The organism is Pseudomonas sp. 3B-A001-10F (genome assembly GCF_056313565.1).
In genome coordinates, this window is the sequence record NZ_JBQYFW010000043.1 from 35,090 (window position 1) to 46,653 (window position 11,564).

Sequence of the window (11,564 nt, forward strand, 5' to 3'; positions counted from 1 at the left end):
ACGCCAAGCCAGTAAGTTTGCACAAGCCTTGTTAACCGGATAGTTCAACTATCGGCTTCTGCTCACCTTGAAGAAAGTTGCACCCACCCACTCGAACATCTCCTGGATGTTCGGACGGCACCTTATTGCCCTTCATCAACCCGAGGGAGCTTTAATGAACGATGCGGTAAAGCACAGAACCCTGCCGGGGTCGTTGCGGGAAGCGCCAATTCCGCCGCCTCCGGGCAGGCCGGCGTTTAAAGCCAACACTTCGCAACCCGGCGGTCTGAATAAACAGCAGATGGTGTTGCTGGTGGCTGTGTCGGCGCTGATACACGGCGGCGCCTGGTGGTTTCTCCAGCAATCCAGAACCGAGCCATTGCCAACGCCACCGCAGATTCCGGAAATGACCGTTGAGCTGACCAGCCCGACGCCACCGGCACCGCCCACACCGGAACCGCCACCACCGCCTCCTCCGCCACCACCGCCGGAACCGGAACAACCGGTGGAAGACGAGGACGCGGTCAAGCCACCACCGAAACCGGTGGAGAAACCCAAGCCTATCGAAAAACCGAAACCGGTCGAGAAGCCGAAACCGGTGAAAAAGGTCGAGCCACCGAAAGCGCCACCGGCGCCGGCACAACCGGCGGCTCCTGCTGCCCCGGCCACCCCGAGCGCGCCACCGGCCCCTGCCGCCGCGCCGGGTCCGGTCAAGGAGTCGGCAGCGATTTCCGGTCTCGCCAGCCTTGGCAATCCGCCGCCGGAATACCCGTCGCTGGCACTGCGGCGCAACTGGGAAGGCAGCGTGGTGCTACGCATTCAGGTACTCGCCAACGGTCGCGCCGGCACGGTGACGGTGACCAAATCCAGCGGCAAACCGCAACTGGATGACGCCGCCGTCGCCGCCGTGAAGAACTGGAAGTTTATTCCGGCCAAACGCGGTGATACGCCGATCGACGGCTTCGCCACCCAGACCATCGATTTCAAATTGCCGCAATAACCGAACGCTCAATCAACGCACAACCGAATAACGCAAGCGAGGTGTCACCATGAACGATTTGTCTTCGATGATTGTCCCCGGCGTGCTCTGGGGTCTGGTGCTGTTTTCCGTGGTCAGCTGGGCGATCCTGCTGGTCAAGTCGGCGCAGTACCTGCGGCAGAAAGCGCAGAACAAACAATTCAGCAAAGCCTTCTGGGGCGCGCCGGATCTGCTCACCGCCGCCGAACACGCCAGCCAGTATCCGGGCTCGCTGGCGCGTATCGCCAGCAGCGGTTTCGAAGCGCTGCTGGTGGAAGATTCGCCGCGTACCACCCAGCAATTGGCGCACACCATCAACCGTTCTGATCGCCTGGAACGCAACCTGCGCCAGCAGATCCAGAAGGAACGCCGCTCCCTGGAAAACGGCCAGGCGATCCTCGCCAGTATCGGCAGCACCGCGCCGTTCATTGGTTTGTTCGGCACCGTGTGGGGAATCATGGAAGCGCTGAAAAGCATCGGCGAAACCGGTTCGGCCAGCCTTGAAGCGGTCGCCGGTCCCATCGGTCACGCGTTGATCGCCACCGGCGTCGGTATCGCTGTCGCGGTGCCGGCGGTGCTGATTTACAACTTCTTCCTGCGCCGCTTGAAACTGGCCTCGGCGGACATGGATGACTTCGCCCATGACTTCGACGCCCTCGCCTCGCGCAGTGCGTTTTCCATCAGCCGTCAGGCCATCGCCAGCAAAACCACGGCCGCCGTGCGGGAGGCCAGCTGATGTCCTTTTCCACTCAAGACAGCGATGAAGTGCTCAGCGAAATGAACGTCACGCCACTGGTCGACGTGATGCTCGTGCTGCTGGTGGTGTTCATCGTCACCGCGCCGCTGATGACCAACGCGATCAAGGTCAACCTGCCGAAAACCGACGCCGTCGCCCCCGCCGAGAAGAAGGATCCGGTGGTGGTCAGCGTCGATCAGGACGGCAAGTTCTATCTGGCGAAAACCGAGCTGGCGCCGGAATCGCTGGAAGCCAGCCTCAAAGAGGTCAAGGCCAAGGACAGCGAAGTGCGCGTGCAGTTGCAGGCCGACTCCGCCGTCAATTACGGCCAGGTGGCGAAAGCCATGGCGTCGATCGAACGCTCGGGCATCACCAAAATATCGGTGATGACCACCCATTGAGTGCGGTGGCGGGCGCGCCTTGAGAGACACGCCCGCCACCGCTCGCTGACTCCCGTCGCAACCAGCCGACCGAAAAAACGCCACGCGTCTTCGGATGGGATCGGCTTGCTTGAAGAAAGTGGTTTTCCGCACGCGGTATCACCGATAGCGGAGCAATGAGGGGCTCACAAGGCCAATTCGATAACGTCTAAAAAGTCGGAAATAACCATGCTGATGAACACTCCACGCTTCACGCTCAAACCATTGGTGGCAACGATTTCTCGTCACCGTTTTGTTCCGTTGTATCTGGTGGCCATGGGGATGGGCGCCGGGACTGTGCAGGCGGCCGAGGACGACAACGCTAACGTCCCGGCGGCTGCGGCGGTGGTTGCGCCGACCACGCAACTGCAACGGGTGGAAGTGACCGGTTCGGCGATTCGCCGGGTCGATGCGGAAACGGCAGTGCCGATCACCATTCTCAAGGCCGATGAGCTGCGCAAACAGGGCGTGACCACCACCGCCGAACTGGTGCAGCGCATCACCGGCAGCCAGTCGATCAACAACAGCGCAGGCTCCGTGGGCGCAGCCACTGGCGGCGCCTCATTCGCCGACATGCGCGGCATCGGCGCAAACAAGACGCTGGTGCTGCTCAACGGTCGACGCCTGGCCAACAACGCCTTGTCGGGGACCAACTCGGCCGGCGGCGCGGTGGATCTGAACATGATCCCGTTTGCCGCCATCGAACGTGTGGAAGTCCTGCGTGACGGTGCCTCGGCCCTGTACGGCACCGACGCCATCGGCGGTGTGATCAACTTCATCACCAAGAAATCCCTGACCGACGGCCAACTGACCCTCGGCGGCGAAACCCCGACCCACAGCGGCGGCGGCCAAACCAAAGACATGAGCGCCAGTTGGGGCTACGGCGATCTGGAAGAAGACCGCTTCAACGTCCTCGGCGTGTTCAACTACAACAAGCAGCAGAACCTCGACGCCAACGACCGCTCCTTCGCCACCGACTACGCCCCGGGTCGCGGCCTCGATCAGACCTCCGGCACCGCGTTTCCCGGCAACTACAGCCAGAACGGCAACGCCACCAACCCACTGGCCAACAGCAATTGCAACGGCCCCAACCTGATCGCTCGCGACGGCTTGTGCCGCTTCAGCACCCGTGAATACATCGACCTGGTGCCACAGACCGAGAAGACCTCGTTCTTCGGCAAAACCACCGGCAAACTCGGCGACGATCACAACGTCAATCTCGAGTACTTCTGGTCGCGCAACAACAACGCCACGGCGATCGGCCCTGCGCCGTTGACCGGTCTGAGCCTCGATTCTTCGTCGCCCTACTATCCCGGCAACGGCATCACCCCGGCGCCAACCGATTTCGCCCTCGACCCGACCCAACCGGTCGACGTCAACTGGCGTGAAACTGCGGCCGGCCCGCGTGAATCGAAAGACCAGAACACCAGCCAGCGCTTCCTGCTCAGTTTCGATGGTCTGGTCGCCGGCTGGGATTACAACGTCGGCGCCTCGTACAACCAGAACAAAATCGTCTCCAGCGTCACCAATGGCTTTGTCAGCGACCAGGCGATGATCAATGGTCTGGCCAGTGGTTTGCTCAACCCGTTCGGCCCGCAGTCCGCCGCCGGTCAGCAGTACATCGACAACGCGGCGTACCACGGCGCCTACTCCACTGCTGTGGGCCGTGTAGCCGGTTTCGATGGTCGTATCAGTCGTGAAATCGGCGACTGGTTCGGCGCAGGTCCGTCCGGCCTGGCCTTGGGTGGCGAGTACCGCAAAGAGAAATTCCATCAGGACTTCGAGTCGTTCGCCGGCGACATCCAGAGCCTCGGCATCGACCCCAACGGCAGTGTCGAGGGCGACCGCAGCGTCAAAGCCGCCTACGCCGAAATCAACGTGCCGGTGCTCGACAGCCTCGAACTGTCCGCCGCCGTGCGTCACGACAAATACAGCGACTTCGGTAGCACCACCAACCCGAAATACTCGTTCCGTTATCAGCCGTTGAAAGAGCTGGTGGTGCGTGGCGCCTACAGTGAAGGCTTCCGTGCGCCGTCGCTGTACGAGCTGTATTCGCCGCGCAGCATCACTTTCACTCAGGGTTACTACAACGACCCGGTGCTGTGTACTGGCGGCGTGGTGCAACCGGGCGGTAACGGCGGCCGTGATTGCGGTCAGCAGTTCCTCAACCAGATCGGCGGCAACGAAGATCTGGCCCCGGAAAAGGCCCGTAACGTGACCCTCGGCTTCGTGTATCAGCCGATCAACAACCTCTCGGTGGGTCTGGATTTCTGGTGGATTCACATCTCCAACCAGATCCAGCCGTTCCCGGAATCCACCGTGTTTGATCAGGCCGGCTCTTACCCGGATCGCTTCGTGCGCAACGCCGATGGCACGCTCAACTACATCGTCACCGGCAACGCCAACCTCGGCATTGTCGAAACCAACGGTGTCGATGTGTCGCTGGATTATCGCTTCCCGAACACGCCGTACGGTCAGTTCGGTCTGGGCCTGCAAGGCACCTACGTCGATGAATACGACTTCCAGAGCACCATCAAAGGCCCGTTCACCGACAAGGTCGGCGACTTCCAGGGTGACGGCGTGATCGCGCGCTGGAAGCACAACCTCACCGGCAGCTGGACCTTCGGCGCGGCGCGGGCGGCACTGACCAACCGCTTCACCACGGGTTACAACGACTACGACCGCGACACCCACGCACGCGTGGCGTCGTATTCGGTGTGGGACCTGTCGGCCGGCTACACCTTCAACAAGGTGCTGGATGTCGATGCCGGGATGAAGAACGTGTTCGACCGCAACCCGCCGTTCTCCAACCAGGCCTACAACTTCCAGAGCGGCTATGACCCGCGCTACACCGACCCGCTGGGCCGTACTTTGTTTGCGCGCATGACTTACCACTTCTAACCAAGAGCACCGCAACTCCTGTAGGAGTGAGCCTGCTCGCGATAGCGTTTTTTCAGTCAACCTTGCAGGGTCTGACTTGGCCTCATCGCGAGCAGGCTCACTCCTACAGTTTTGATCTGTGTGCATTCAGGAATTAAGGAGTGATCGCATGAGTTTTTTGCGCAACATGGCGGGCCTGCTTTTGGGCAGTGCGCTGCTGTGCAACGGCACCTCGGCGCTGGCCGCTGGCAGCTATGCGCTGACGGTGTACGGCGAGGCGCCGAAGTATCCGGCGAACTTCCAGCACTTTGATTTCGTCGATCCCAACGCGCCGAAGGGCGGTTCGCTCAGTCGCGCGTCGATGGAGATCGGCCAGTACAACTACATCAGCCCGTATGCCGATCAGGGCATTTCCGTGGTGCAGGTCAACGACTGGGTGTATTCGCCGCTGGCGTTCCGTTCACTCGACGAGCCGTACACCGTTTACGCACTGGTCGCGCAGCAGATCGAGCGCGATCCCGATGGACTCTGGGTGCGCTTCACCCTCAATCCAAAAGCACGTTTCGCCGACGGTACACCGATCACCGCCGAAGACGTGCGCTACACCTTCAACCTGTTGATGACCAAAGGCAGCCTGAGTTATCGCCAGCAATACGCCGATGTGCAGGACGTGCTGATCGAAGGCCCACGGCAGGTGCGCTTCACCTTCAAGAACAACCTCAACCGCACCTTGGCGCTGGATCTGGCGACGATGCGCGTGGTCCCCGAGCACTGGTGGAAAACTCGCGACTTCGCCAATGGCGGCGGTTTCGAGCCACCGCTGGGCAGCGGCCCGTACCGGGTCAGCAAGGTCGACGCCGGGCGCAGCATCAGTTTCGAGCGCGATCCGGACTGGTGGGGCAAAGACCTGCCGGTCAGTCGCGGGATGTACAACTTCGACACCCTCACGGTGAATTTCTACGGCGACACCGACGTCGCCCGCCAACTGCTGCAGGCCGGCGCGTTCGACTACAACCGCGAGTTCTCCTCGTCTGGTTATGTGGTCGGCTACGACAGCCCGGCATTGCGCGACGGTCGTTTGCAACAGTCGATCCTCGCCCCGGACAAACCCACCGCCGCTCAGGGCTTCGTGTTCAACCTGCAGAACCCGTTCTTCAAGGATCGCCGCGTGCGTCAGGCGATCAGCCTGCTGTGGGATTTCGAGTGGACCAACAAACAGATGATGCGCGGCTTCTACGTGCGCCAGAACAGCTTCTGGCCGAAGAGCGAAATGGCCGCCACCGCCCTGCCCGACGCCGAAGAATTGAAGATCCTCGAACCGCTGCGTGGGCAGATTCCCGACGAGGTCTTCACCGAGGTTTATCAGGCGCCGAAAACCGATGGCAGCGGCTACATCCGCGATAAACAACTGCAAGCACTGAAGCTGCTCGCCGAGGCTGGCTGGACGCCGCAACACAATCGCTTGGTCAACGCTGCTGGCGAGCCGTTGGAGTTCACCTTTCTCGACGGTCAGGGCGGCTTCGACCGCATGTTGCTGCCGTTCAAACGCACCCTCGCGCAGATCGGCATCACCCTGAATTTGCGGCGCATCGATTCAGCGCAATACGTCAACCGCCTCAACGCCCGCGACTACGACATGATCGTCACCAGTTTCCCGCGCAGCGGCGATCCGATCGTCTCGCCCGGCCGCGAGTTGTACAGCCTGTACGCCTCGCAAAGTGCCACGCAAGTCGGCAGCTCGAACTCGATGGTATTGGCCAATCCGGCGGTCGATCAACTGATCGACGGGCTGGTCCAGGCCAACACCCGCGAAGCCATGGTGCATTACGCCCGCGCCCTCGACCGGGTGCTGCAATGGGGTTACTACATGATTCCCAACTACTACTCCAAAGGCACACCGACGGTGTATCAGAACCGCTTCGGCATGCCGGCCGTGCAACCGGCCTACGACGAAGGCCTCAACACCTGGTGGGAGGTATCGGCCAAGGCGCTGACCACGCAACAAATGCACAGCCAGCTTGCGGGGGGCCAGTGACATGTTGCGTTATCTGAGTCGACGTTTACTGCTGATCATCCCGACGCTGCTGTGCATTCTGGTGGTCAATTTTCTCATCGTGCAGGCCGCGCCGGGTGGCCCGGTGGAGCAAGCCATCGCACGCTTGCAAGGCTTCGGCGGGCACAGCATGGGCGGTGGTGGCGAGGTCGCTGCGGTTGGCGGCGCCGGGCGCAGCAGCCGAGGCCTCGATCCGGCGCTGATCGAGGAGATCAAACAACATTACGGCTTCGACAAACCGATGCACGAACGCCTGTGGTTGATGCTGAAAAACTACGCGCAGCTGGATCTGGGCAGCAGCTTCTTTCGCGGTGCCAAAGTCACCGATCTGATTGTGCAGAAGCTGCCGGTGTCGCTGTCGCTGGGCTTGTGGGCGACGTTGATCACCTACCTGATTTCGATCCCGCTGGGCATTCGCAAAGCGATCAGGAACGGCAGCGCGTTTGATGTCTGGAGCAGCACGGCGATCATCATCGGCTATGCGATGCCGGCGCTCCTCTTCGCGATTCTGTTGATCGTGGTGTTTGCCGGTGGCAGCTACGTGAACTGGTTTCCGGTGCAAGGGCTGGTCTCGGACAACTTCGACAGCCTCAGCACATTGGGCAAGGTCGGCGACTACCTCTGGCACCTGGTGTTGCCGGTGACGGCGTTGGTGATCGGCGGCTTTGCGACGTTGACGATCCTCACCAAAAACAGCTTCCTCAACGAGATCAGCCGTCAGTACGTGATCACCGCGCGGGCCAAGGGTTTGACCGAGAGGCGCGTGCTCTACGGCCATGTGTTTCGCAACGCGATGCTGTTGGTGGTAGCCGGTGTGCCGTCGGCGCTGATCGAGGTGTTTTTCGCCGGTTCCTTGCTGATCGAAACCATCTTCAACCTCGACGGCCTCGGGCGCATGAGTTACGAGGCAGCAGTGTCGCGGGATTACCCGGTGGTGTTCGGCGCGCTGTTTCTGTTCACCCTCTTTGGTTTGTTGATCAAGCTGATCGGCGACCTCTGCTACACCCTGCTCGACCCGCGCATCGACTTCTCGGCGAGGACTGCCTGATGTTCACTCTTTCCCCTCTCGGCCAACGCCGCGTTGCGCAGTTTAAAGCCAACCGCCGTGGACGCTGGTCGCTGTGGCTGTTTATCGGTCTGTGCCTGATTTGCCTGGGCGGTGAGTTGATCGCCAACGACAAGCCGCTGGTGATCCGTTATCACGACGCTTTCTACTTCCCAATCCTCAGCGATTACCTGGAAACCGATTTCGGCGGCGAGCTGCCGTTTCAACCGGATTACGCCAGCAGTTACGTACACAAGCTGATTGAGGATCAGGGCGGCTGGATGCTGTTTCCGCCGATCCCGTTCAGTTACGACACGGTCAATTACGACCTCAGCGAACCGGCACCGAGTCCGCCGTCATCGAGCAATTGGCTGGGCACCGATGATCAGGCGCGCGACGTGTTGGCGCGGGTGATTTTCGGCACGCGGATTTCGATTCTGTTTGCGCTGATCCTCACTGGTATCAGTGCGTTGATCGGCATCGTTGCCGGGGCGTTGCAGGGTTATTACGGTGGCTGGGTCGACTTGCTCGGACAACGGCTGCTGGAGATCTGGTCGGGGTTGCCGGTGCTGTATTTGCTGATCATTTTGTCCGGTTTCGTCTCGCCGAGTTTCTGGTGGTTGCTGGGGATCATGGCGCTGTTTTCCTGGCTGGCGCTGGTTGATGTGGTGCGCGCCGAGTTTCTGCGGGGGCGCAGTCTTGAGTACGTCAAAGCCGCGCGAGCGCTGGGCCTGACCGACAACGAACTGATGTGCCGGCACATCCTGCCCAACGCGATGACCTCCACCCTCACCTACCTGCCGTTCATTCTCACCGGCGCCATCGCCACCCTGACTGCGCTGGATTTTCTTGGTTTCGGTATGCCGGCCGGCACTGCGTCGCTGGGCGAGTTGATCGGTCAGGCCAAACGCAATCTGCAAGCGCCGTGGCTGGGGCTGACGGCGTTTTTCGCCTTGGCGCTGATTTTGTCTTTGTTGGTTTTCATCGGTGAGGCTTGCCGTGATGCGTTTGATCCAAGGAGCTGAGATGAACGACAACCTGATTGAAATTCGCGATCTGCGCGTGGCCTTCGCCGGGCAAGAAGTGGTGCACGGTTTGAACCTGGATATTCGCCGTGGCGAGTGCCTGGCGCTGGTCGGTGAATCCGGCTCGGGCAAGTCGGTGACGGCGCATTCGATTCTGCGTCTGTTGCCGGGCAAGAACGTCAGCAGCAGCGGCGCGATCCGCTACAACGGCGTGGATTTGCTGCACGCCAGCGAGCAGCAGATGCGCGGCCTGCGCGGCAACCGCATTGCGATGATTTTTCAGGAGCCGATGACCTCGCTGAATCCGCTGCACACCGTGGAAAAGCAAGTCAGCGAAGTACTGGAAATTCACAAAGGCCTCAAGGGCCGCGCTGCCCGCGAACGGACTCTGGAGCTGCTGGAACTGGTCGGCATTCGCCAGCCGTTGCAGCGTTTGAAAGCCTATCCACATCAGCTTTCCGGCGGACAACGGCAACGGGTGATGATCGCCATGGCGCTGGCCAACGAGCCGGAACTGTTGATCGCCGATGAGCCGACCACGGCGCTGGATGTCACGGTGCAGCAGAAGATTCTCGAACTGCTGATCGAGTTGCAGCAACGGTTGGGCATGTCACTGTTGCTGATCAGCCATGACCTCAATCTGGTCCGGCGTATCGCTCAGCGCGTGTGCGTAATGCGTAAAGGCGAGATCGTTGAGCAGGCCGATTGCGAAACGCTGTTTCGCGCGCCGCAGCATCCTTACAGTCGCTTGCTGATCGAGGCCGAACCGAGCGGTGCGCCGGTGCCCAGTGAGTACGACCACAACCTGCTCGAAGTCGATGATTTGAAGGTGTGGTTTCCATTGCCCAAGGCGTTGTTCAGTCGCCAGCAGGATTACATCAAAGCCGTGGACGGCGTGAGCTTCACCCTGCAACGGGGCAAGACTTTGGGGATTGTCGGCGAGTCGGGTTCGGGTAAATCGACGCTGGGTCAGGCGATACTGCGGTTGGTCGAGTCCGAGGGCAATATCCGTTTTGGTAACAAGCAACTGAGCTTGCTCAATCAACGTTTGATGCGGCCGTTGCGGCGGCAGATTCAAGTGGTGTTTCAAGATCCGTTCGGCAGCCTCAGCCCACGGATGTCAGTGCAGCAGATCATTGCCGAAGGCTTGCTGACTCACGGTATCGGCACTGACGCTGAGCGGGAAGCGGCGGTGATCCGGGTGCTGGAGGAAGTCGGCCTTGATCCGCAGAGCCGCCATCGTTATCCCCACGAGTTTTCCGGTGGCCAGCGCCAGCGCATTTCCATCGCCCGCGCACTGGTGCTGGAGCCGGCGCTGATTCTGTTGGATGAGCCGACGTCGGCGCTGGATCGCACGGTGCAGAAACAGGTGGTGGAGTTGTTGCGGCAATTGCAGATCAGGCATGGGCTGACCTATTTGTTCATCAGCCATGATCTGGCGGTGGTACATGCGCTGGCGCATGACTTGATGGTGATCAAGGATGGCAAGGTGGTGGAGCAGGGTTCGTCGCGGGAGATTTTTGCCGCGCCCAAACACCCTTATACCCAGGAACTCCTGAAAGCCTCCGGCCTCAAGCCCGACTCAAAACCCTGTGGGAGCGAGCTTGCTCGCGAAAGCGGTGGGTCAGTCACCACCTCTATTAGCTGAAAGGCCGCCTTCGCGAGCAAGCTCGCTCCCACAGGGGGAAATCGGTGGGGTTTGAAAAATATTTTTCAGGCACTGCATCCAAACGCCTCCGTCACGGGTAGTCCCTGTAACAGCCCTCTTCGGCTGTCAGCGGTCTACCCTTTTTTGGAGATAACACTGATGAACATCACTCAACTGATTGGCCTCACCGGTTTGCTCGCCCTGTCCTCGACGACCTTCGCCCAAAGCAGTTACCCCGACGCGATCAAAGTGCCGGACGGCCACAAGATTGCGATGGAAACCACCGGCGTCGGCGAGATCACCTACGAGTGCCGCGACAAGCCTAACGCGGCCGGGCAGACCGAGTGGACGTTTGTCGGTCCGAAAGCGGTGCTCAATGATCGCAGCGGCAAGCAGGTCGGCACCTACTTCGGCCCACCAGCGACCTGGCAGGCCAAGGACGGTTCGAAAGTCACCGGCACGCAACTGGCCGTGGCGCCGTCGACTCCGGGCAACCTGCCCTATCAACTGGTCAAGGCCAACCCCGCCGAGGGTAAAGGCGCAATGAGCGGCGTGAGTTACATCCAGCGTGTCGCGCTCAAGGGCGGCGTGGCGCCGGGCAGCGAATGCACAACGGCGAACAAGGGCAAGCAGGAAGTGGTGAAGTACCAGGCCGATTACATCTTCTGGGCGGCGAACTGACTTCTGGCACCACTGATAAACCCTGTGGGAGCGAGCTTGCTCGCGAAGGCGGAGTGTCAGTCAACACAGTCTTCTCTGAC

General features: G+C 60.8%; 9 protein-coding genes. All 9 read left to right on the top strand.

Annotation, left to right across the window (positions count from 1 at the left end; genetic code table 11):
* Window positions 1-154 precede the first annotated feature (154 nt).
* The 9 genes from AC0ZWN_RS26365 to AC0ZWN_RS26405 all read left to right on the top strand — a co-directional run bounded on the left by AC0ZWN_RS26365 (window position 155) and on the right by AC0ZWN_RS26405 (window position 11,484).
* Window positions 155-979 carry an energy transducer TonB gene (locus tag AC0ZWN_RS26365; protein ID WP_476337267.1) on the top strand — a complete coding sequence of 275 codons (825 nt, stop codon included), beginning with the start codon at window positions 155-157 and terminating at the stop codon, window positions 977-979.
* A gap of 67 nt (window positions 980-1,046) precedes the next feature.
* A complete protein-coding gene (locus tag AC0ZWN_RS26370) occupies window positions 1,047-1,733 on the top strand; it encodes a MotA/TolQ/ExbB proton channel family protein (protein ID WP_371748312.1) in 687 nt (228 codons plus the stop codon).
* Window positions 1,733-2,134: an ExbD/TolR family protein gene (locus AC0ZWN_RS26375; RefSeq protein ID WP_093433931.1), complete on the top strand. Its 402-nt coding sequence runs from the start codon at window positions 1,733-1,735 to the stop codon at window positions 2,132-2,134. Before AC0ZWN_RS26370 ends, AC0ZWN_RS26375 begins: the two co-directional genes overlap by 1 nt.
* Before the next feature lie 207 nt (window positions 2,135-2,341).
* Window positions 2,342-5,053 (top strand): TonB-dependent receptor, encoded by a 2,712-nt coding sequence (locus AC0ZWN_RS26380; protein WP_476337269.1) that lies wholly within the window; start codon window positions 2,342-2,344, stop codon window positions 5,051-5,053.
* Window positions 5,054-5,201: 148 nt separating this feature from the next.
* Entirely contained in the window at window positions 5,202-7,067 is a 1,866-nt protein-coding gene (locus AC0ZWN_RS26385) for an extracellular solute-binding protein (protein WP_476337271.1), read from the top strand.
* Between the two features lies 1 nt (window position 7,068).
* On the top strand, window positions 7,069-8,133 hold the full coding sequence (locus AC0ZWN_RS26390; protein ID WP_476337273.1) for a microcin C ABC transporter permease YejB: 1,065 nt from the start codon (window positions 7,069-7,071) through the stop codon (window positions 8,131-8,133).
* Window positions 8,133-9,155 carry an ABC transporter permease gene (locus tag AC0ZWN_RS26395; protein ID WP_476337275.1) on the top strand — a complete coding sequence of 341 codons (1,023 nt, stop codon included), beginning with the start codon at window positions 8,133-8,135 and terminating at the stop codon, window positions 9,153-9,155. The genes AC0ZWN_RS26390 and AC0ZWN_RS26395 overlap by 1 nt, the downstream gene beginning before the upstream one ends.
* Before the next feature lies 1 nt (window position 9,156).
* Window positions 9,157-10,803, top strand: a complete 1,647-nt coding sequence (locus tag AC0ZWN_RS26400; RefSeq protein ID WP_476337277.1) for an ABC transporter ATP-binding protein — start codon at window positions 9,157-9,159, stop codon at window positions 10,801-10,803.
* A gap of 159 nt (window positions 10,804-10,962) precedes the next feature.
* Window positions 10,963-11,484, top strand: coding sequence for a DUF3455 domain-containing protein (locus AC0ZWN_RS26405; protein ID WP_093433916.1), 522 nt, complete (start codon window positions 10,963-10,965; stop codon window positions 11,482-11,484).
* The last annotated feature ends 80 nt before the right edge of the window (window positions 11,485-11,564 follow it).

Bases quoted from the DNA above. Each gene is read 5' to 3' on its own strand.
- AC0ZWN_RS26365 (WP_476337267.1), top strand. From the start codon at position 155: ATGAACGATGCGGTAAAGCACAGAACCCTGCCGGGGTCGTTGCGGGAA.
- AC0ZWN_RS26370 (WP_371748312.1), top strand. From the start codon at position 1,047: ATGATTGTCCCCGGCGTGCTCTGGGGTCTGGTGCTGTTTTCCGTGGTC.
- AC0ZWN_RS26375 (WP_093433931.1), top strand. From the start codon at position 1,733: ATGTCCTTTTCCACTCAAGACAGCGATGAAGTGCTCAGCGAAATGAAC.
- AC0ZWN_RS26380 (WP_476337269.1), top strand. From the start codon at position 2,342: ATGCTGATGAACACTCCACGCTTCACGCTCAAACCATTGGTGGCAACG.
- AC0ZWN_RS26385 (WP_476337271.1), top strand. From the start codon at position 5,202: ATGAGTTTTTTGCGCAACATGGCGGGCCTGCTTTTGGGCAGTGCGCTG.
- AC0ZWN_RS26390 (WP_476337273.1), top strand. From the start codon at position 7,069: ATGTTGCGTTATCTGAGTCGACGTTTACTGCTGATCATCCCGACGCTG.
- AC0ZWN_RS26395 (WP_476337275.1), top strand. From the start codon at position 8,133: ATGTTCACTCTTTCCCCTCTCGGCCAACGCCGCGTTGCGCAGTTTAAA.
- AC0ZWN_RS26400 (WP_476337277.1), top strand. From the start codon at position 9,157: ATGAACGACAACCTGATTGAAATTCGCGATCTGCGCGTGGCCTTCGCC.
- AC0ZWN_RS26405 (WP_093433916.1), top strand. From the start codon at position 10,963: ATGAACATCACTCAACTGATTGGCCTCACCGGTTTGCTCGCCCTGTCC.